The organism is Thermococcus thioreducens (assembly GCF_002214545.1).
Classification (GTDB): Archaea; Methanobacteriota_B; Thermococci; order Thermococcales; family Thermococcaceae; genus Thermococcus; species Thermococcus thioreducens.
The window spans coordinates 1,747,078-1,766,945 of record NZ_CP015105.1 but is presented as its reverse complement, the minus strand read 5'-3'; the positions used below and the strand labels follow the sequence as shown (position 1 = coordinate 1,766,945).

Annotated in this window: 16 protein-coding genes and 1 pseudogene; 7 read left to right on the top strand and 10 right to left on the bottom strand. The window is 55.4% G+C overall.

Going from position 1 to position 19,868, the window contains the following annotated elements:
- Positions 1-37 precede the first annotated feature (37 nt).
- The 5 genes and pseudogenes from A3L14_RS09815 to A3L14_RS09795 all read left to right on the top strand — a co-directional run bounded on the left by A3L14_RS09815 (position 38) and on the right by A3L14_RS09795 (position 5,148).
- Positions 38-1,783, top strand: coding sequence for an endonuclease/exonuclease/phosphatase family protein (locus A3L14_RS09815; RefSeq protein ID WP_055428930.1), 1,746 nt, complete (start codon positions 38-40; stop codon positions 1,781-1,783).
- Positions 1,784-1,816: 33 nt separating this feature from the next.
- Positions 1,817-2,350: an RNA 2'-phosphotransferase gene (locus A3L14_RS09810; RefSeq protein ID WP_055428929.1), complete on the top strand. Its 534-nt coding sequence runs from the start codon at positions 1,817-1,819 to the stop codon at positions 2,348-2,350.
- A gap of 91 nt (positions 2,351-2,441) precedes the next feature.
- Positions 2,442-3,164, top strand: a pseudogene (locus tag A3L14_RS09805) (RAD55 family ATPase); the annotation flags it as partial.
- Between the two features lie 4 nt (positions 3,165-3,168).
- On the top strand, positions 3,169-3,777 hold the full coding sequence (locus A3L14_RS09800; RefSeq protein WP_088886131.1) for a hypothetical protein: 609 nt from the start codon (positions 3,169-3,171) through the stop codon (positions 3,775-3,777).
- 102 nt (positions 3,778-3,879) lie between these two features.
- Positions 3,880-5,148, top strand: a complete 1,269-nt coding sequence (locus tag A3L14_RS09795) for a C69 family dipeptidase (protein WP_055428927.1) — start codon at positions 3,880-3,882, stop codon at positions 5,146-5,148.
- A 2-nt stretch (positions 5,149-5,150) separates the two neighbouring features.
- On the opposite strand, the gene A3L14_RS09790 is transcribed toward A3L14_RS09795, so the two are convergent.
- Positions 5,151-6,584: a hypothetical protein gene (locus A3L14_RS09790; RefSeq protein ID WP_143597826.1), complete on the bottom strand. Its 1,434-nt coding sequence runs from the start codon at positions 6,582-6,584 to the stop codon at positions 5,151-5,153.
- A complete protein-coding gene (locus tag A3L14_RS09785) occupies positions 6,526-7,299 on the bottom strand; it encodes a hypothetical protein (RefSeq protein ID WP_143597825.1) in 774 nt (257 codons plus the stop codon). Before A3L14_RS09785 ends, A3L14_RS09790 begins: the two co-directional genes overlap by 59 nt.
- Positions 7,300-7,477: 178 nt before the next feature.
- Between A3L14_RS09785 and A3L14_RS09780 the strand changes: the two genes are divergently transcribed.
- Entirely contained in the window at positions 7,478-8,734 is a 1,257-nt protein-coding gene (locus tag A3L14_RS09780) for a glycoside hydrolase family 1 protein (RefSeq protein WP_055428924.1), read from the top strand.
- A 24-nt stretch (positions 8,735-8,758) separates the two neighbouring features.
- Positions 8,759-10,111, top strand: a complete 1,353-nt coding sequence (locus tag A3L14_RS09775; protein ID WP_055428923.1) for an ATP-binding protein — start codon at positions 8,759-8,761, stop codon at positions 10,109-10,111.
- Here A3L14_RS09775 and A3L14_RS09770 read toward each other — a convergent pair.
- The 8 genes from A3L14_RS09770 to A3L14_RS09735 form a co-directional block, all read right to left on the bottom strand.
- Positions 10,098-11,405 (bottom strand): family 4 glycosyl hydrolase, encoded by a 1,308-nt coding sequence (locus tag A3L14_RS09770; protein ID WP_055428922.1) that lies wholly within the window; start codon positions 11,403-11,405, stop codon positions 10,098-10,100. The two genes, A3L14_RS09775 and A3L14_RS09770, sit on opposite strands and share 14 nt — an antisense overlap.
- On the bottom strand, positions 11,406-12,203 hold the full coding sequence (locus A3L14_RS09765; RefSeq protein ID WP_074631500.1) for a PIG-L deacetylase family protein: 798 nt from the start codon (positions 12,201-12,203) through the stop codon (positions 11,406-11,408).
- The gene (locus A3L14_RS09760) at positions 12,200-13,534 is read right to left on the bottom strand and encodes an MFS transporter (protein WP_055428920.1); all 1,335 of its coding nucleotides are present in this window, start codon (positions 13,532-13,534) and stop codon (positions 12,200-12,202) included. The genes A3L14_RS09765 and A3L14_RS09760 overlap by 4 nt, the downstream gene beginning before the upstream one ends.
- The gene (locus A3L14_RS09755) at positions 13,522-14,616 is read right to left on the bottom strand and encodes a polysaccharide deacetylase family protein (RefSeq protein ID WP_055428919.1); all 1,095 of its coding nucleotides are present in this window, start codon (positions 14,614-14,616) and stop codon (positions 13,522-13,524) included. Before A3L14_RS09755 ends, A3L14_RS09760 begins: the two co-directional genes overlap by 13 nt.
- Before the next feature lies 1 nt (position 14,617).
- Entirely contained in the window at positions 14,618-15,679 is a 1,062-nt protein-coding gene (locus A3L14_RS09750; protein WP_055428918.1) for a galactokinase, read from the bottom strand.
- Between the two features lie 68 nt (positions 15,680-15,747).
- Positions 15,748-17,055: an RNA-guided endonuclease InsQ/TnpB family protein gene (locus A3L14_RS09745; RefSeq protein WP_055428917.1), complete on the bottom strand. Its 1,308-nt coding sequence runs from the start codon at positions 17,053-17,055 to the stop codon at positions 15,748-15,750.
- Between the two features lie 139 nt (positions 17,056-17,194).
- A complete protein-coding gene (locus A3L14_RS09740; RefSeq protein ID WP_055428916.1) occupies positions 17,195-18,355 on the bottom strand; it encodes an NAD(P)/FAD-dependent oxidoreductase in 1,161 nt (386 codons plus the stop codon).
- Positions 18,345-19,844 (bottom strand): FAD-dependent oxidoreductase, encoded by a 1,500-nt coding sequence (locus A3L14_RS09735; RefSeq protein WP_055428915.1) that lies wholly within the window; start codon positions 19,842-19,844, stop codon positions 18,345-18,347. Before A3L14_RS09735 ends, A3L14_RS09740 begins: the two co-directional genes overlap by 11 nt.
- Positions 19,845-19,868: the final 24 nt, after the last annotated feature.

The window sequence follows — 19,868 nt, the reverse complement described above, 5'->3', positions numbered from 1 at the left end:
AAGTTCACCCCCGTGAACTTGGGGGTTAGGTGATGGTATGAAGATCGATGAGCGGAATAGGATACTGCTTGGCCTCGGAACCGGCGTCCTGCTGGCTTCATCCCTCCGAATCTTTGTGGCGGGGGCATACTCAAGCCTTGAAAAGACTTTCTTCTACGGGATGAGCTTTCCATCCGGGCTTGGAATCCTCATGCTCCTTATCGCTGCGTTCCTCGTCGGAAGGATGAGCAGAAAAGCCGGCGCAGCCCTAACAGCGGCCTACGCAACAGCCGTCCTGATAACCGATGCGACCGAATACACGCACCTCGTAGCGGCTTTTGCCTTGCCGGTGGCCCTTGCGCTCGTCAAGGAGCTGGACGTGAAGTATCTGACCATGGGGCTCGTCGCTGACCTGAGCCTCCGCGTCCTGGCTGTCGGTGCCGAGCCGGCTGACTTTCCGTACACGAGGGTTATCCTGGCGCTCTTCCTGTTCCTGGGGGCCTACGCCCTCTGGAACGAGCCTGGAACGCTCAAGAAGCCGGGCTTCGGCCTCTACGCTTTCGCCGCTCTCATCGAGCTCGGGCTCATCTACCCCAACGCGGTGATGCGCTACTCGGGAATGACCGTCTATTACCTCCCGGAGTTCATCGGCTTCTCCCTCCTCGTGGCCTTGGCGATTCTGCTCGGCCCGCACCTGGCGAGGAAGCCGACGGTCGCGATGGCGCTCCTGATAATCGGCTCGGCGACGCTATTCCTCAAGCCCTTCTCTCTGGTCGGCCTGCCCATAGCCTTGGCCTCAGCCATCGCCCTCGTTGAGAGCGCGAAGGGGAGCAGAGGGGGAGTCATCGGGGCATTCTATCTGTTCCTCGTTGCTACGCTCGCGATAGGCGCCTACGTGGGCAGGGACATCGGTCTACCTTTTATGGAGGACAGGCTTGAGGCCCTTATCCTGGCTACCTCGGTAATTTACGCCCTCAGTGCCTATGGGAAGAACGTCGGGGTGAGCCTTCCAAGCGCAAGGGAGATAGCCGGCCCCCTCGCCGGCCTCACCATTGCCTCTGTCATCGTTCTGGCGCTCTTCAATGCGGGGCCTGTTTATGCGAACGCTAAGAAAGACGTCCTGATCTGGACCTACAACGTCCACCAGGGTTTCGGCCCCTACGACGGAACCTTCAACGGCTACGAACTGGTTAATCTCCTGTCAGAGCAGAGGCCTGACATCTGGCTTGGCCAGGAAGTTGTCGGCGGGATGATCGCAAACGCCTACCAGGACGTGCCCCTCTTCGTCTCGGCCCACCTCGGCTACGCCTACGAGTACAAGCCGGCCGTTGAGGGAACCTACGGTATAGCGGTCTTCTCACACTGGCACATGAATACCGTTGGCGAGCTCAACCTTGAGAGTGTCGGCCAGGCGAGGCCGGCCCAGAAGGTCTCCATAGATGAGCTTGGGCTTACCATAGTGAACGTCCACATGGGGCTCAGCGAGGAGGAAAGGGCGATGCAGGCGGAGGAGTTACTTAAGTTCGCCGAGGGCTCACCGGTGGCTCAGATAATAGCCGGCGACACCAACGCCGAGCCGGACGAGAGGGCCATAGAGATACTCACCCGCGACTACCGCGACGCTTTCTCCGAGAGGCCGCCCTACACCTTCCTCTGGGAGCGCAACGGGGTGGTTGACAGGGAGGACATCGACTACATCCTGCTCAAAAAGGACTGGCCGGCTGAGGTGAAGGACTACGGCTGCCTCTGCGACGTCCTAGTGTCAGACCACAGGCCGGTGTGGGCGGTAATAGAACTGCCGTGAGGTTTTTTTATTTTTCATTCCCAACTTTTCTCCATGCCGTCGAGGGTTAAGGTCAGCAGGCTGATGGCATACATTCTGCGGCATTCTCCAGAGGAGTTCGGGCTCAAGCCGGACGTAGAGGGCTTCGTCCCTATTGACGAGTTAATCAGGGTGCTCCGGACGGTCTATCCAGGCGTTACGGAGGAGTTCGTAAGGGAGATTGTTGAGAATGATCCGAAGGGGCTCTACGAGATTAGAGGAAACAAAATCCGTGCCCGCTACGGCCACAGCTTTGAAGTCAAGCTCAACCACGAGGATGACAGGGAGTCAAGAGTCCTCTACCACGGCACGCCGAGGAGGAACCTTGAGCGGATTCTGAGGGAGGGCTTGAAGCCGATGGAGAGGCAGTTCGTTCACCTGAGCACGAGCAGGGAAGATGCCCTCGAAACCGGCAGGAGGCACGGGATGGACGTTGTTATTTTAATTATAGATGCCGAGTGTCTGAGAAAAAGGGGCCTGATGGTCTACAAAGCCGGGAGGAATGTGCGCATTGTGAAAAAAGTTCCACTGGAGTGCATAGTTTTGTGAATGCTTTTGAACAGAATTCGATAGAGAGACGTTGAAATTTTTATATGGGCTGGAAAATCTTTATATATGACAATATAGAAAACCCCTCCGGTGGTTAGTGGTGGATGTTGAGAGGGTATCCACGGGGATACCCGGGCTTGACAAGATGTTGAACGGCGGGGTAATCTCTGGAAGGGCGTACCTCGTTAGGGGAGAACCCGGGCTCGGAAAGACGACCCTTTCCATTCAGTTCCTTATGGAAGGGGTGAGAAACGGAGAAAACGTGCTCTACATAACCTTTGAGGAGCCCCTTGCCCTTATTGAGAGGGACATGCGGGCGTTTGGTTTTCGCCTGGACGATCCCCTTTTCCACGGGATTGACGCGACCCCTGTGGGCAAAAAGACGCATATATTCGAGGATGTATACTATGAAAAATTTGCCCAGGGCTTTGAAAGACTGTCCGCCGCAGTGGAGGAAAAAATACGCGAGAACAACATCCGCAGGGTCGCTGTGGATCCCATAACAATGCTGAGACTTACCGCAAAGAATGAGCTTGAGTACCGGAAGGCGTTCCTGGAGTTCCTGAAGGTATTTATGCACCACGATGTGACGGTCATAATAACCTCAAGCATTTTGGGCGGGACTCCCGACGTGGAGGACTACCTTACCAGCGGTGTGATCGAACTTAGAAGGTACGGCGTCAAGGGGCGGGCCGTAAGGGGAATACAGATCCTCAAGTTCAGGGGCAGTGCATTTGATGAAGACATAAGGCCATACGGCTTTACCAGCAGGGGGATAGAGGTGTATTCTTCTGAGAGCCTTTACGCAAGGTGATTTCATGCTCCTGGGTGTCCCTAAACTCGACAGGGTTATGGGTGAGGTCAGGGAAGGTGATGTTTTCCTTATAGAGACCGTGGGAAGCCTCGGGGTCGAGTTGCTTTCAGAGGTCATTTTGAATAACAGGGAAAAAAGGAACGTCTCCATAATTCTCCCAAAGGGGGCATCAGAAAAAAGAGTCCTTCCCGCCGAGGGTACCGAAGTGATGGTTCTGGGAGAGGATGTCCACGCAGAGCGCCTTTATGAAATACTTCACCACATCAGAGAGCTTCCGGAAGGCTCGGTTTTGGTCGCCATCCGCCTCGATGTCCTCTTCCTTCTCCGTCCCAGAGAGGCGGTTTTCATGTTCATGGAGGACCCCGTCAGCACCGTCCAGAAGAAAAAGATTATCCTGATCATGACTGTGGACAAGCGCAATGTGGACGAAAGGGACATGGCCGTGTTTGAGAACCTCGCCACACACATCCTCGATATCACTGAAATAGTAAAGGGCTTTAAAGTGACCCTTGTAATGCGTGTAAAGAAATCTCCAAAAGGAAGCACAGGCTTCTGTGAATTTGAGATAGAAGGGGGGAGGGTATCCATAAACGGCCCGCCGAATGCACTCTGAATCCCGTAATCTGTTTTGTAGGAGCGTTGGGAATATATTGTTGGTATTTCCCACGGGGAAAGCCTATTATATGTTCTCTCCAAAAAGTTCACGGGTGGAAGTATGTGCGATATTCTCGTGGCCACTCCCGAGGCCACCGAGGAGGGAATAACTCTCTTCGCCAAGAACAGCGACCGCGAGCCGAACGAGGCTCAGATACTTGAGCTTATACCGAGGATCAGGCACAGGGAGGAGATGGTCAGGTTAACCTACGTGGACTTTCCGCAGGTGAAGGAGACCTACGCGGTGATACTCTCCCGCCCCTGGTGGATGTGGGGGGCAGAGATGGGCGTGAACGAGTTCGAGCTGGCGATAGGCAACACAGCGGTCTTCACGAAGGTCAGGGTGCCTGAGAAGGGGATAACCGGAATGGACATGATACGCCTCGCCCTTGAACGGACGAAGAGCGCGAAAGAGGCTTTGGAGTTCATAACCGGTATCGTTGAGGATGGCTTACAGGGTGGAAACGGGAGCAAAAGCCACGGGCTCTACTACTTCAGCTCCTTCGTAATAGCCGACCCAAAGGAGGCGTGGGTTCTTGAGACGGTCGGAAAGGAATGGGCGGCAAAGAAAATCGAGGGAGTCTATTCTATATCCAACGCCCTCACGATTGGGAATGACTGGGACATGGCGTCGGAAGGAATAGAGGCCCTCGCGAGAAATGGATCCTTCAGCTTCGCGAAACACTTCTCGGACAGGTTTTACACCCACTTCGCCCGGGGCAGGGAGAGGAGGGCCTTCACGCTGGCGAAACTAAAGGAGAGGGCGGGCAAGATAACGCTCGAATACATGATGTCCCTTCTGCGCTCCCACTCCTCTGAGCCCTACCGCCCGGAGAAGGGCTCGATGAGGGACATCTGCATGCACTACGGGGGCTTAACGAGGCCGTCTCAGACTGCTTCTTCCCAGGTTTCCGAGCTTGGGAAGGGCATCCACTGGTTCACTGGCACCTCAAACCCCTGCCTGAGCATCTTCAAGCCGGTGAGCTTAGAGGGCGGTCTTCCGGACCTCGGAAAAACCCCAATGGACAAATACGACCCCGAGACCTACTGGTGGCGCTTCGAGGCCTTCCACAGGAGGTTCCTGACGAACTACCGGAGCCACATCGAGGACTTCGCCCGCGAGAGGGACAGACTGCAGGCCGAGATAATAGAAAGGGCGCGGGAGATTGAGAAAACTCCCGAGGATATGAGAGCTCTGACGGAGTGGGCCTTCAGGGAGGAGGCTAAGCTCCTCGAAAGGTGGGAGAAGATCGTAAAGCCCGGAAAGCTTCCCTTCTTCTTTGGGCGGAGCTGGAGGAAGGTCAACGAGGGGGCGGGGCTGGAGCTGTAGCCTCACCCCACGATATCCCCCATAACTTCGGCGATGCGGTAAATCCTTATGATGACCTTTACCCCTGCAACCCTGAGCTTCTTTATTGTCCCAACACCAGAGTACCTGATGTATCCGCGCTTGAGGGCATAGAACGCACTTCCCGCCGGGTCATCTGAGTCAAGAATGGCGTTGACTGTGCTCTCGTCGGTCCACACCCTCAGGGTCGGGTCTTCGAGTTTGCCCTCCGAAAACTCGGTTATTCTGCCCTCGGACGTTACGACGCCGATGTTCAGAACGCTGCTGTTATCCAGGGCAATCTCCAGCGCAATCCTCTCGTTGCCGGCCAGCATTCCGATGAATCCAGGCATTTCTCCCAGGTTTTCGTTGTAAACGTCCACGTAATCCCTTAGGCGGTCAAAGAGTGTCGGCTCGTAGCGTGGAGCGTCCTCGTCTCCGGGGTACTCAAACTCGTTCACGCCCCCCGTGCTTATCATGAGCCCGGTTATGGAGTACTTGATGAACTCCTCTGGTTCTCCCAGCCACGCGACCTCGATGAGGTTCTCCTGAGTGAGAAGCCCCTCGTCCACGTAGTAGACGAGCTCAAAGGCATCCAGGTCCGGCTCATCGTCATAGGCAATAATGGGCTCCACCATTGTTAGCTCCAGCATTTGCCCGTTCATATAGAGCACTATGTTCCTGAACATCTTTTCCCCGTACTCCGCAACCTCCGGCGTCGCCTCCACGAGTATGCTCACGTAGGGCTGGTTGTTCGGGTCAAGCTTTACGACCTTCAAAAACTCCTCATCCAGGTCCCACGAAATCTGTCCCGGCCTTTTAGCCGTTCGCTTTGGGGGGACGGGCTGTCTCACGGGGTCGAGTATGGACTTTATCAGCGAATTCTCTATTCTCTCCCTGTTCCCGTGGTCGGAAACCCAGAACACCAGCTGCTCGTTTTTGTTCATCTTTTTGCTGACGTTCACAATCGCCTCGTAGAGGGCCTTTTTGGTTCCGGGTCCGTCCACATAACTCGGCACATTCGTACCGTTGGGCATCGTTTTTCCATTTCCAGCCAGGGCTATTATGTCCCCGTCGGTGAAGCCCTGCTTCTTGAGGGCATCGTACATCCTCTGGAGATTGTTCCAGTGCCTTCTTCTGTTTGCATTTCCGGCGAAGAGGATCGCATGCCTGCTCGCCACATCTGAACCGTCGGCCTTTTTGCCTATCTTTATGCTGTCGCCCTTTCCAATTGAGGTGTACTGGGGGGTTTCCTTAGAGTCCAACCCGTAAGGGCCGCGTGGATCCTGCTGCTCTGCTCTTCTGGCAATCTCTCTCATCGTTGGGGCATCCTTACCCGTCCTCGCCAGCTCTTCTCCAACTTCCTTCGGGTAGTAACCTTCAGGTTTTTTTAAACCCTCTTTTTGCCATCTCCGGCCAGCTTGAAGGGGTGTATCCATCGGCGAGACCCCAAGATGCTTCGTTATGTCTGGAAGCGCTCAAGAATGCCGCATCTCCAGTCCCCTTCAGCTTTTCTTTAAGGTCGTCAATCATTCCTCCGCCGAAACACTGGCTGAATATGAAGACCATGTTCGCATAGCCCGTCCTGTTGGCTATCCACATATTTATCATGTTTGCAAGCTGCCAGTCGTAGATGTAGCCGCCGGAGCTCGTCACAATGCTGCTCGCATAGTCCGGGGGCTGGTCGTAGAAGTAGGAGCATTTTTCGGAATACAGAACCGCCGGGGTCACCCTGACCTCTATGAGAGCCTTCCCCTTGTCCAGCTTTATCTCGTATATCCCGGGCTTCGTGACCGTTATGGAGCCCGAGCCGAGCTGTGTGTTTGAAAAAATGGTGTTGTGCTCCTCCATGCCCACCTCAACAGTTATCGGCTTTATCGGGGAGCACTCCTTGTGGCTGTAGAGCAGGCGCTTTTTTATGTAGCCGTTTTTGCCCTTCAGCGTGTCCCAGTCGTAGTAGAACATATCGATCTTTCCGTCTTTGGTGCCGTGCCCGCTGTGCGTGACCTTATACGTGCCGATTATGTCCGCGTATCCGTTCGCACCGTCGTCCATATCCTCGCTCAGGGACATGCCTATAAAGTACACGTTTACCTGAACCGCAGGCTGACCGGGCGGGTCAAAATCGGCCTCCACGAAAGGGGCTACAATCACCAGGGTGGCAAGAACAGCCACCGGTAACAAATCTTTTCTCACATTTGCCACTTCCAGCATTTCTCCACAGAAAAACGAAACCTTTCAATCGCCTTTGCCACGCCTCATATCAACTTTGTTCAATATATGCGTCAGAAACTTATTAATATGCCTGGACAGATCTGGGTAGGGGAGTGAAATGCTCAGGTTTCCGGATGGATTTCTCTTCGGGACGGCAACGTCTTCCTACCAGATTGAGGGTGACAACGTCTGGAGCGACTGGTGGTACTGGGCTGAAAGGGGAAAGCTCCCGCCAGCAGGGAAGGCCTGCAACTCCTGGGAGCTGTACGAGAAGGACATCGAGCTGATGGCGGAGCTGGGCTATAAAGCCTATCGCTTTTCTATCGAATGGGGTCGCATTTTTCCAGAGGAGGGAAGGCCAAACGAGGAGGCGTTAATGCGCTACCAGGGGATAATCGACCTGCTCAGAGAGAACGGGATTACCCCGATGCTCACGCTCCACCACTTCACACTTCCAACTTGGTTCGCCCTCAGGGGAGGCTTTGAGAGGGAAGACAACCTTGAGCACTGGAGGAGCTACGTTGAGCTGATAGCCGACAACATAGAGGGCGTTGAGCTGGTGGCGACCTTCAACGAGCCGATGGTCTACGTCGTGGCCTCATACGTCGAGGGGATGTGGCCTCCCTTCAGGAGGAACCCGCTGAAGGCCGAGAAGGTCGCTGCAAACCTGATCAGGGCCCACGCCATCGCCTACGAGATTCTTCACGGCAAGTTCAGGGTCGGGATAGTGAAGAACCGCCCGCACTTCGTGCCGGCGAGAGATTCTGAGAGGGATAAAAAGGCGAGGGACGAGATAGACTACACCTTCAACCGCTCGCTCCTTGACGGAATCCTAACCGGGGGATTCAGGGGTTTCATGAGAACCTTCGACGTTCCGGCAAGCAGCCTCGACTGGCTCGGGATGAACTACTACAACATCATGAAGGTCAGGGCTTCGAGAAACCCGCTCAAACGCTTCGTCGTTGAAGACGCCAACGTGAGCAGAAAGACTGACATGGGCTGGAGCGTCTATCCGAAGGGCATCTACGAAGGATTAAAGGCCTTTTCAGAGTACGGCCTTCCGCTCTACGTCACCGAGAACGGAATAGCGACGCTCGATGACGAATGGCGCGTCGAGTTCATAGTCCAGCACCTCCAGTACGTCCACAAAGCTTTGAGAGAGGGTATCGACGTGAGGGGCTACTTCTACTGGTCGCTGATAGACAACTACGAGTGGGCTGAAGGCTTCAGGCCGAGGTTCGGGCTGATCGAGGTGGACTACGATACCTTTGGGAGGAGGCCGAGAAAAAGCGCCCGCATCTACGGCGAAATCGCAAAGAACGGAGGAGTAAGCGACGGGCTGCTTGAGAAGTACGGCCTTTGGGAAAAACTTTAAATGCCTAATCGCAAATATATAACCATGATTATGCAAGAGTTCGTAAACCGCTCTGAGGAGCTGCGGAAGCTGGGGGAGTACCTGAAAAAACGCTCGCTCATCATAGTTTACGGTCGGAGAAGGGTAGGCAAGACGAGACTGATAATCGAGGCCCTGAAAGGCATTCCCCACGTGTACCACTTATGCAAAGAGGAAGAGCCCAGAGAAACGCTCGTCAGCCTCTCTAAAAAGCTCTACCGCGTTACGGGGGATATTAAATTCTTAGAGTACCCACCTTCTTCCTTCGATGAACTCTTTAATCTCCTGAGCGCTAGCGGAACAGTACTGGTTCTCGACGAGTTCCCGGTACTCGTAAAGAACTATCCCCGGATACTGGGTCTTCTTCAGGAGTACTGGGACTTCGGTGAGGGAGGGAGCATCATTCTGTGCGGTTCTAGTGTGTCAATGATGAAGAGACTCACGGACTACGGAAGTCCACTCCATGGCAGAAGAACCATGACAATTAAGGTTAAACCCCTGGAGTTCAGGCACATTGGAGAGTTCTTTCCGGGCTATTCTCCTGAGGAACTGGTTAGGGCATATGGCGTTCTTGACGGTATTCCTGAGTACCTGCTTCGCTTTGACCCCTCCTTATCGGTGGAGGAGAACGTGATTCGGGAATTCTTCGGGAAGGGATACCTCTACGAAGAAGCTGAACTTCTCCTGCGCTATGAGCTCAGGGACCTGAGCACTTACAACACAATCCTTGAGGCGATAGCCTCTGGGTACACGTCCTTCAACGAGATCAGAACCAAAACTGGAATAGACGGCTCGAAACTTTCCCGTTATCTCTCTGTCCTTGGGGAGCTGGAGATAGTCAGGAAAGAATACCCGGTGCTTCCTGGGGTTTCCAGGAGGAGGAAGGGGGCGAGGTACAGTCTATCGGACAACTACTTTGCCTTCTACTACTCCTTCGTCTATCCCTTCAAGGAGGAGATAGAGCTCGGCCTCTCAGATGTCCCTCTTGAGAACTTCAGGAGAAAGTTTAACCTATACCTGGGGAGGGTTTACGAGAAGGTGGCCCTTCAGCACCTCATGCTCCTCAACAGAAATGGAAAGCTTCCCTTCAGGTTCACCCGTATAGGGAGATGGTGGTGGAAGGGGGAAGAAGTTGACCTGGTGGCCCTGGACGAGAAAGAGAAAAAGGCCCTCCTTGTTGAGGTCAAGTGGAGGAAACTGGGCCCCAGAGAGGTCTGGGGAATAAGAAAAGACCTGGAGAGGAAAGCCGCCCTGATGGGACTTGACGGATGGGAGGTTCATACTGGCATAGTTGCCAGGGAGTTCGTGGAACGGCCGGCTCCCCTGCTCTGGGACATTCATGATATCACCGGTGAATAAATCCCTTTATCTCTTCCACATCACCCTCAGTGAACTGTGGCATCATGTCGAGGTGAGCCCTCATCAGCTCGGCCATGGCCCTCAGCCCAGCCTTGGCGTTGTGGACGACCGGGTCGAGGAGCACGGCTTTTATCACCTTCTCAACGTTTCCTTCTACCGCTGCCTCCGCAGATAACCGCTGTATCTCCGCCTGAACTCTGAGAGGGGCTAAAGCCTCCCGCGGGAGCTCGACGCGGAGCGGCTTCACTCCCTTCGGCGAGACCTCGGCCGGAACCTCTACTATCGTGCCTCCAGGCAGGTCGATGTAGTCCCTGTTGGGGACGTTTATGGCCTCCTGGAGCTTTTCCCTGCCCTCAAGCCCCTCAACGACGTTCATGGCAACGTCGGGGAACTTAACGAAGCGGTTGAAGGCGAACTTGGGGACGAGACCGCGGAGGAACAGCCTCAAAAGCCTTCTTACCTCATCCCCCTCCTTCCTGGTTCTCTCTATCCATTTAAGCCCCTTTTTCTCCTCCGGAATCAGCGGCCAGGCGAAGCTCAGGTACTCCCCTATGTGGTTGTCGTCCGGCGAGGGGAATAGGCCGTACGTCCGGTAGAGAAGCTGGCTCAAAGGCTCGAAGTCCGGCCTTTTCTTTAAGGCCTCGTCAAGCTGTGGATATGCATCCTCGCCGTTAATGCGGAGCTCCCTTATCCAGGTGAAGTGGTTCAGGCCGCCGGCGATGAGGCTTATCTCCCTCTCGTCGGCCTTCAGCAAGGGGGCCAGCATTTCCTTCCTCTCAAGGTAGCCCGTGCAGAGGCCGTAGACGTTTTTTAAGCTTGTATAGTTCAGAACCGCGTAGGTCACCCTCGGCTCGGGGTTGGAGTAGATAAACGTGTGCGCATCCCGGTTTATGTCCTCAATGACCCCGGCGATGCTTAAAACCAAGGGGACGACGCGGAGCGTGTGGGAGAGTCCACCTAAACCACCGTTCTCCCCGAGAACCTGCCTGATGCCGTACCTATGGGGAATCTCGAAGTCCAGCCTCCAGCGTTCGTACCGCTCCTTCTCGACGGAGATGACCGCGTAGTCGACGCCGTAGTTTTCAAGCTCCGAAACGTCACGCAGAGGAGTTACTCTGAAGCCTGCCTTGAAGGTCCTCTTTATCTTCTCCGCTAAGGCCGTTATGAACTTTCTCCGCTCGCCCTCTATCTCCACGAGGTAAACCTCAGCGTTCCTCAAAACCTCGCTCGTGGCTATCGTGTAGAGGCCCAGAGGGGTGAATATGCTTCCGGCTCCGATGAAGGCTACCCTCATTCACAGCACCCCCGCAAGCGGGTTTGCGTGGAAGAGAACCGTGGGGAGAATCTTCAGCCCCTCGCCGTATTTGAAGCCCGCTATCTCCCCGTAGAACCTGGCTATGCTCTTCACGAAGACCTCCCACGAACTCCACTCGCTCCCGAACTGGCTCTTGTGGGCTTTCAAGGCCTTCAGCTTGAGCTTGAGGAAATCTCCTATGTCCTCAATGTAGTTTGGATTGTCCGTGTAGTAGAAGCCGAGGAGCCTCACCTCCCAAGGCTCCCCCTCCCCGACGCTTGGAAGGGCGGAGAAGAAGGCCGCCTCCCCGGTTAAGAGCCCCGCGTTCCTGTGGTCTGGATGGACATCGTATGGGAGCCATGGATCTGGAGCGAGTACGAGGTGGGGCTTTTCCGAACGGATTATCCGCAGTATTTCATTCCTGACCTCCCCGCTGTGGGGGAGCCTCGTATCATGGTAGTTGAGCCAGAGGAGTTTCTTGACGCCTATTATCTCCGCCGCCCTCTCCTGCTCCTCCCTCCGGACTTCCTTCAGCTTCTCTGGCGGAACCTCCCTGCTCCCGGCCGATCCGTCCGTGAGGGTGAGGTAGGTTATCTCCCTTCCCTCCCGCGAGAGCTTCGCCAGCGTTCCCCCAACGGCGAGCTCGCAGTCGTCTGGATGCGGCTGGACGCAGAGGATCCTTCTGACGCCATCGAAGGGCCTTTCCACGTCGAAGCCCAGGGCTTCCTTCAAAAGCGCCCTGAACTCGCCGGGCGAAACCCCCCTGAGCTTAGCCCTGGCGAGGAGAAAAGGCTTCAAGCTACATCACCCCCCAAAAGTTCCCAGGTACGCTTCCTGAGTATCCCCCTGACCTCCTCCCTGTCCTTTGGATACTGATGCCTTATCCAGAACCACACGAGGGCGCAGAGCGTCCAGAAGAGCGAGCCTATTATGAGTGTGTACTCGTAGGCCTGGGCGTTGGTGTAGCCCGCTTTTCTGAGCGCCTCGATTAGGAACCCGCCGAAGAGCGGGCCGAGGGCCTTTCCGACGTTGTCTATGATGTTGAACACTCCAAAGACCGTCCCCCTGTCCTCGGGGAGGTTCACCTGGGAGATTATCGCCGTAACGTTCGGTCCCGCGAAGCTGACGAGCTGGAGGAAGAGTACCGAGTAGACCGTTAGTGCGAGCCAGCCCTTGAGGGAGAGTTCCGGTGGGAGCGGATAGACTATGACCCCAATCGCCGCTATCATCCCGAGGAAGACTGCCGCCCCCGTCACCAGCGCCCTGCCCCCGGGGCTTCTCCTCTCGAAGTAGTCCCCGACGTAGCCTCCGACGAGGGTTCCTATCACGGTTGCTATTCCGAGGATCAGCAGAACGAAGGTCGCGGTTTCCTTTGCCATCCCCCTCGTCACTATGAGGAACGAGACGAGCCAGTACATCAGGACGCCCCAGGGGACAGTCCCGGCCAGGCCCTGGAGGAATATGAGGAGGTTTGTCTTCGTCCTGAAGGACTTTCTAACGGCCTCCCAGCTCAGCCGGTAGGTGTACTCCACTCCCATCTCGATGAGCTTCCTGACCTCCTCCTCCCCGGCGCCCCTCTTGGGCTCCTCTGCTATAACGTAGAAGAGGGGCGCGAGAATGAAGTTTGGAACCGAGGCGAGGATGAAGGGGAGCCTCCAGCTCCCGATAAGGCCGGCCATTATCATGCCAAATAGGGTTCCGAAGCCGAAGGCGGTCTGTATGAAGGCGTAGCCCTTTCCGCGCTCCTCGCTCGGGAACATGTCTGCTATGAGGGAGTATCCTATCGGGATTATGGAGCCGACCCCAATCCCAGTGAAGAGCCTCATGAGGAGGAGCTCGTAGTAGCTGCTGACGAAGGCCGTCAGGAAGCAGGGTATCTCACCGAGGAGAACGCCCACAACGAGGAGCTTCTTCCTCCCCTTGATGTCGGAGAGAAAACCCCAGACTATCGTTATCAGGGCGCTCGTTGCAACGAATATCGTCGAGACGAGCCCCATCTGGGTCTCGCTTATCCCGAACTCGGCCATTATCTGCTGGTAGTTGGGGGGAAGCAGGTTCTGGTCGGCCATCAGGAAGGCCGCCATCAGGACGAGAAGGAGTATGGAGAGCCTGTTTCTCAGGTTTCCCATTCACCACCCCTCCAGGCTTCGTAGATGGCCCTAAACGCGTCGAGCCTCCTCTCAGGCAGGGGCTCCCATCCCCTCGCATCGCTGTTCTCTGCGAGGAAGGCCTTCTCTCCCCTCAGATTCCGCGAAAGGAAGTTTAACCTGGCGTTACCGTCGTCGAGGCTCCATATTGCGAGGCTTTTGTCGGGAGTCCAGCTCGAAGTCCTCAGGTAGAGCCTCCTTCCGGAGTGGGGGAGCTCGCTCGGAAGCTTTACCTCCCTTCCCAGGGTATCAAAGACTTCGAGGAAAGAATCGACGGTTATCAGGTAGTCCGCCAATGGACGGTAGCCGAGGAACTCTATGTCGGTGCCGTAGAGGATGATGTCATCGAGGTTTTCCAGCCACTTCGCGGCCTTTCTCGGGTTCATCAGGGGAAACTTTCCGGCACCGAGCATGACAACGGTGTTCACGTTCACCCATACCGGTATCGCCTCGATCTCCTTAACCGCTTTGAGGGTCACCTTGCCCGGAAAGACTAGTTCCAGCGACTTTTTCAGCTCCCTCAGGCCGAGGAGGTAGTTGACGTACCTGTTGCCCTCGCCCCGCTGGGCTTTAATGAGGTGGGGATAGAGGGGCTTCACGGGCTTTATCGCCCTGTTGAGGTGGCTGGAGAGGATGAGGGCTTCTCCGTCAACGAAGACTTCGCTATAGCCGTTGTCCCTAAGTATGGCAGGCAGGACCGGGTCGTAGGCCAGCTCCGGCGGGAAGAAGAGCTTTGGAGAGACTTCGAGCAGGTTCTCCTTTACCTCCCTGTCCCTCCTCACCTGGGCTTCAACCCTGTCGAGGCTCAGGAAGGGCAGTATCGCGTGGCTGTAGGCGGTCCCGGTTACCTCTATCAGCCCCGATTCGATGCCATCGCGTAGAAGCCCCAGCACATCCCCCGGAAGGAGTTCGAGTGTGAAGCCTGTGACGTTGAGGGCGAAGGAGGTCTCCCTTTTGAGGAGCGCCGAGAGAACCGGCAAGTAGGCCTTCTCGATGACCCTCCCTATTTCCCCCTTTGGTATCTCAGCGTACTGCAGGTTGCCGTGGAGGAGGAGAGCGATCAACTCAGACCCTCCTCACGCTCACCCCGTCGCTCGGGCTGACGAGGTGGTAGTCCGGCTCCCAGTTGAAGTGCCTTATGTACTCATCGGTGATCCTCATCGCTATATCCAGGGCCAGATCCCTGGGCACTATGGCCACTGCCGACCCGCCAAAGCCGGCACCAGTCAGCTTGGCACCGTAGGCGCCGAGTTCAATCGCCTTCCTCACGAAGAAGTCCAGCTCCTCGCTTGAGACCTCGTAGTTTCTGGCGAGATCCCAGTGCGAGACCGTCATCAGCTCGCCGAAGGTTCCAATATCGCCGTTCCGCAGTGCGTCCCTCGCCTCAAGGACGCGCCTGTTTTCCCTCACTATATACCCAAAGAAGCGCCGGTAGAGTGATGGAAGGCTCCTGAGGTCGCTCTCCTCAACCTCCTTGGAGGTTCTCCTTCCCAAGAGCCTCAGCGTTTCCTCCGCGACATTCCTCCTCTCCCCGTAGGCTGATCCCGCAAGTTCCCGTTTGACGCCTGTGTAGAACACCAGAGCCTGCACATCCTTCGGAAACCTGATGTACTCATGCTCCAGGGTGTCAGTGTCGAGGAATATCACGTGCCCCTCCTTTCCGTGGACGACCGCGAACTGGTCGAGTATGCCGCAGGGGACGCCGACGAACTCGTTCTCCGCCTTCTGGGCGAGAAGGGCCATCTCTATCGGGGGGAGGTTCAGCTCATAGGCCTCGTTGAGAAAGGCTAAAACGGCCAGCTCAAGGCTCGCCGAGGAGCTCAGCCCGGAGCCTATCGGCAGGTCTCCGCCGAGGATTCCCTTCATCCCCCCTATGGGGTGGCCGTTCTCCCTCAAAACCCAGAATATCCCCCTGACGTAGTCCGCCCAGTCGCTGGCTTTTCTGATTTCATCGAGACCGAACTCCTTCACTTCACGGAAAATCTGGGAGTAAACCCTAACCCTCTCGTTCTTCTGGGCGTGCAGAACCGTGTAGAGGTCTATCGCCATCGGCATGACGTAGCCGAGCGCGTAGTCCGTGTGCTCCCCGATCAAATTGACCCTTCCAGGAGAATCAACGCGGTACATGATTCCACCCAGAGGGTTTAGGCTCGAAAATATTTAAGGCTGACCCCCTCCCCGCCAATGGCGAGGGGTTAAACCCCATGCGGAGAGGTTCGAGGGGTTCTCATCAGGGAACCCATTAAAACGGGTTCTTCGAGCCCCTCTGGCCCGGTCTTAGGCCGGTTACCCCTCCCTTGGGCGTATAGGCCACCCAAGTTCGGGGTTATGGTTTCCACAACCTTCCTCAAAATGTTAAAAGCACCAACTAAATCCGCGTTAAAGATAAGCCCCGTTGCGGGACACTTAAACAATCCTCTAACAAAGCGAGCCCCTTTGTGAGGCTTCCCACAAACGGGGCATGTCTTCGAAGTGAAAGCCTCATTAACAACCAAAACCCGAATACCATACTCCTCAGCAACTTCAGTAAGGCGTTTAATCATGTAATTGAACCGCCAGACGTGAGAGAGGATAAAATTCTGCTTCTTACCCTTATCAGAGTTCCGAGCTATTCCCTTAGGATAGCCGATCACAATCTTAGAAACTCCCAATTCGTAAAGCCTCCTGACAGTTTGCCTCACAGCAGTGTTAATGTAGTGCTTTGCCTGAAGTTTGGCCCTCTCGTGCATTCTTTTGAGTTTCCTACTTGTTTTAGCTCCATTCTTATTGAGTTTGGACTGGTAGTCCGCTATTCTCCTCCGCCAGTAGAAGTCAATGCTTTTGAGAGGTCTCCCATTCACAAGAAAGCTTTCTCCACTCTCCACGTAAACGGCCATTAAGTTGTTCACTCCCAAGTCTATCCCAGCGGAGAGGTTTCCCTTTGGAATTCTCGGGAATTCAATCCACTCCCCGCCTTCGAGTTTTTCCTTCACCGTAACGCTGATGTGAGCGTACCATTTGCGTTTAACCTCGTCATAAGTTATTTCTAAACGCCCTCGCTTGCCTTTCAAATGAATTCTGCCCTTGAACTGGATTTCAAGGCGTTTGAATTTGCCAAGGCCTTTGAGAACCAGCTTGTTCCCCTCAATCCTGTACTGGTCGTTTCTGAGAACGATTAAGGCTTTTCTCCTCCCATCTTCTTTGAGATAGTTTGGTGGTTTTGGTTTGAACCAGTTGGGGAGTTCTCCATTCCGCTTCTTCCGCAGGAGGGAGAAAAACGAACGCCATGCCTCGGCGTTTTTGCGACAGATTTGTTGGACTGTGACTGAACCGATTTCCCGTTTAAACTCCTCATAAACGGTTTTCTGAGTTTTCAGGAAGTCAATGGGGGTTCCCTGAAAGTATTCCTGTCTCCTCAGGTGGTTTGCTCTGTTCCAAGCCTTAGCGCTAATATCTGATAACTCGAAAAGGGCTTTCTCTTGGGTTTTTGAGGGCTGGAGTTTGACTGTTACCGTCCGTTTCATTCTAGTATATAGTATGGATTTTAAGCCTTAAAAAAGTATCACTTTCCTGCTCAAAGGCTGGTTGAGTGGTTTACTGCATCCTAGCAGCGGACGGCAAGATTTTCAAAAGAGAGATACAACGAGGGAGAAAAGAAAAACTTCAGCCCATCTGGAGCGCCTGTCCGCGGAGTTCTCCCCTTTCGAAGCGGTACGGGTCGTACCATTCAACTGGTAGGCTGGTTCCTCCCCTGGTTATGAGGTCGGCGACCATCTCCGCCACCGCCGGCGCCATCATGAAGCCGTGACCGCTGAAGCCTGCTGCAATATAGTAGTCGTCCAGTTCCTCGATCTTTCCTATCGCCGGGTTGCTGTCGGGAGTCTTGGCGTAGTAGCCCGCCCACGTCCTCAGTATGAGGAGTTCCCTCAGGGCGGGAACTATCTTGGTGAAGTAGTAGCTCACCTCGCGCATAAACTCATAGGTTGGGTTGAGGTCGTAGGTTGGCCCGAGCTCGTAACCAACGCCTCCAACGATGCCGCCGTGGGCCGTCTGGGTGAGGTATGCGTGGCCATATTTGAAGGAGATGACCATAGGCTTGATGGCCCCTTTCTTGATGGGCTGGGTTATCACCGCCTGGTGCTTGTAGGGCTCTATCGGTATGTGGGTCTTTATCCCGGCCATCGCGTTGATGAGCTTGGCCCACGCGTTGGTGGCGTTCACAACGATGCCCGTCTTTATGACTCCCCTGCTCGTCTTCAGACCTTTAATCTCGCCGTTCTCGGTTATGAAGTCCTTGACCTCGGTGTACTCAACGAGCTTGGCGCCAAAGCGCTCGGCGTTGAGGGCAAAGGCAGCCGTGGCATAGAAGGGGTCTGCCTTTCCGTCGGTGGGGTTCCAGGAAGCGGCGATAACCTCGCTTATGTCGAGGAGCGGGACTATCTCCTTGGCCTCCTCGGGAGTTATGAGCCTCGTGGGGACGCCGAAGCGGTTCTGTATCGCTATGTTCTCCTTGAACTCGGCAACCTCATCGTCGTCGTAGAGCAGGAAGAGGTAGCCGGTCTGCTCGAAGGAGAAGCCGTACTCCTCGCTATAGCGCTTCCACAGCTCGACGGAGCGCTTCATGACCTGGACGTTGGCTTCGTCGTTGAACTGCTGCCTTATCCCCGTCCCACAGCGGAAGGTCGAGCCGGAACCGATGAAGCGCTTCTCTATTACCGTGACCTCCTCACCGCGCCTGGCAAGCTCGTGGGCGAGGGTTACGCCGACGATTCCCCCGCCGATGATAACTATCTCACTCCTCCCGGGGAGCTCTTTACTCGGCATATTCTTTCACCCCCTCGGCAGTGACCTTCATCCTGACGTTCTTCAGCGGCGGCCTGGCCACAGGAAGGTCGATGTGGCTCATATCTGAGCCCGTTCTCTGCGAGACCACCACTGCCCCGTTGAAGAGGCAGAAGCGTCCCTGGCAGAAGCCCATCGCGAGGTGGGTAAGGCGCTTGATTATCTGCAGGTCTGTTATCCCGCTCCTAACAACATCGTCGACCTTCTTCAGGGAAACGTCGCAGCCGCATATCTGGACGTCCTCAAGGTTTAAGCTCTCGAAGGGTATCCGGTGAACCGCCATAGGAATCGGTTCGTACTCCTTCAGCTTTTCTTCGTAAAGGCACGGGTTTGAATCAAAGCCGAACTCCCTGAGAATGTACGCCCCGACAAGCCTTCCCTCAAGGTAGTTTGCGTAGTGCGGCTTTATGGAGACCGCACTCCCGGCGACGTATATGCCGTCGCGTATCCTGTGCCGGGAGTCGAGGACGGGCATGTAGTAGCCGCGCTTGAACTTCAGCTTTCCGCCGGCCTGGGTTATCGGGTTGATGTCCGGCCTCCTCCCGTCGGAGACGATGACAGCATCCACCTCGTAAACGTGCCCGTTCATGTCGATGAGCCTCTCGACTCTCTCGCTCCCCTCAACGCGCTTTGGATTGGGCACTATCACGTACTCAATTCCCCAGCGTTCAAGTTCTGGGACTATATCCTCGGGCCTGCTGCCCACCACTGCTACTTTCTTTCCCGGGGCGACACCCCAGACGTTCATGACCTCAAGGGCGAAATCGCGCCTGAAAACACCAGGGAACTCGTTGTTCTCGAAGAGGAGGATGTTGTCAACCGCACCAACGGCAAGAACGACGCGCTTGGCCATCAGCTCGATGAGCTGGTTTTTCCCGGTAACTATCGGCACCAGGAAATACTCGCCCTTGTCGAAGACGCCGAGGGCTATCGTGCCTTTAAACACCCGGACGTTTTCATTGAATTTTCCGGTGAGCTCTTTAACGGCCTTCTTTGGGTCACCGAACCCTTCCTGGGGCAGGCCCTTGAGCCACAGGTCTCCTCCGAGCCAGCCCTTCTCCTCGATTATTGCCGCGGTTAGGTGCTCCTGAACCTCAAGTACTGCACCTATCCCTGCAGGCCCCCCGCCAATGACCGCCACGTCAACGACCAGCCTCTCAACGGGCTTGCCCTCGTCGATCTCCACAGTTTCTTGGAACTCTCCGTAGTTCTGGCGCTCTATCCTCATGCCGTCCTTGACCTTGGTCTTCCTCCCGTTGATGTTTTTGATCCCGTTGAGAACAACCGGAACCGGGCCGAAGGTGAACGCTCCCCTTTTCCTGCCCTCCGTGCTGGTCGTTAGCCAGTATATCCCGTTGGCCAGGAGGGCAACGGTGAGCTTTTCCCCTTCGTAGGCTTCCAGGGGCTGACCTTCAAAGTAGATTGTAACCCTTCTAGAAGGGTCTTTCCCTGTCAGGTCGAGCGGTCTCATGCTCCCACCTCAAAAAACTTTGAC

What these genes read in the sequence shown, in the direction of transcription:
- A3L14_RS09815 (WP_055428930.1), top strand. Translation starts at nt 38, where the DNA reads ATGAAGATCGATGAGCGGAATAGGATACTGCTTGGCCTCGGAACCGGC.
- A3L14_RS09810 (WP_055428929.1), top strand. Translation starts at nt 1,817, where the DNA reads ATGCCGTCGAGGGTTAAGGTCAGCAGGCTGATGGCATACATTCTGCGG.
- A3L14_RS09800 (WP_088886131.1), top strand. Translation starts at nt 3,169, where the DNA reads ATGCTCCTGGGTGTCCCTAAACTCGACAGGGTTATGGGTGAGGTCAGG.
- A3L14_RS09795 (WP_055428927.1), top strand. Translation starts at nt 3,880, where the DNA reads ATGTGCGATATTCTCGTGGCCACTCCCGAGGCCACCGAGGAGGGAATA.
- A3L14_RS09790 (WP_143597826.1), bottom strand. Translation starts at nt 6,584, where the DNA reads ATGGATACACCCCTTCAAGCTGGCCGGAGATGGCAAAAAGAGGGTTTA.
- A3L14_RS09780 (WP_055428924.1), top strand. Translation starts at nt 7,478, where the DNA reads ATGCTCAGGTTTCCGGATGGATTTCTCTTCGGGACGGCAACGTCTTCC.
- A3L14_RS09775 (WP_055428923.1), top strand. Translation starts at nt 8,759, where the DNA reads ATGATTATGCAAGAGTTCGTAAACCGCTCTGAGGAGCTGCGGAAGCTG.
- A3L14_RS09770 (WP_055428922.1), bottom strand. Translation starts at nt 11,405, where the DNA reads ATGAGGGTAGCCTTCATCGGAGCCGGAAGCATATTCACCCCTCTGGGC.
- A3L14_RS09760 (WP_055428920.1), bottom strand. Translation starts at nt 13,534, where the DNA reads ATGGGAAACCTGAGAAACAGGCTCTCCATACTCCTTCTCGTCCTGATG.
- A3L14_RS09750 (WP_055428918.1), bottom strand. Translation starts at nt 15,679, where the DNA reads ATGTACCGCGTTGATTCTCCTGGAAGGGTCAATTTGATCGGGGAGCAC.
- A3L14_RS09745 (WP_055428917.1), bottom strand. Translation starts at nt 17,055, where the DNA reads ATGAAACGGACGGTAACAGTCAAACTCCAGCCCTCAAAAACCCAAGAG.
- A3L14_RS09740 (WP_055428916.1), bottom strand. Translation starts at nt 18,355, where the DNA reads ATGCCGAGTAAAGAGCTCCCCGGGAGGAGTGAGATAGTTATCATCGGC.
- A3L14_RS09735 (WP_055428915.1), bottom strand. Translation starts at nt 19,844, where the DNA reads ATGAGACCGCTCGACCTGACAGGGAAAGACCCTTCTAGAAGGGTTACA.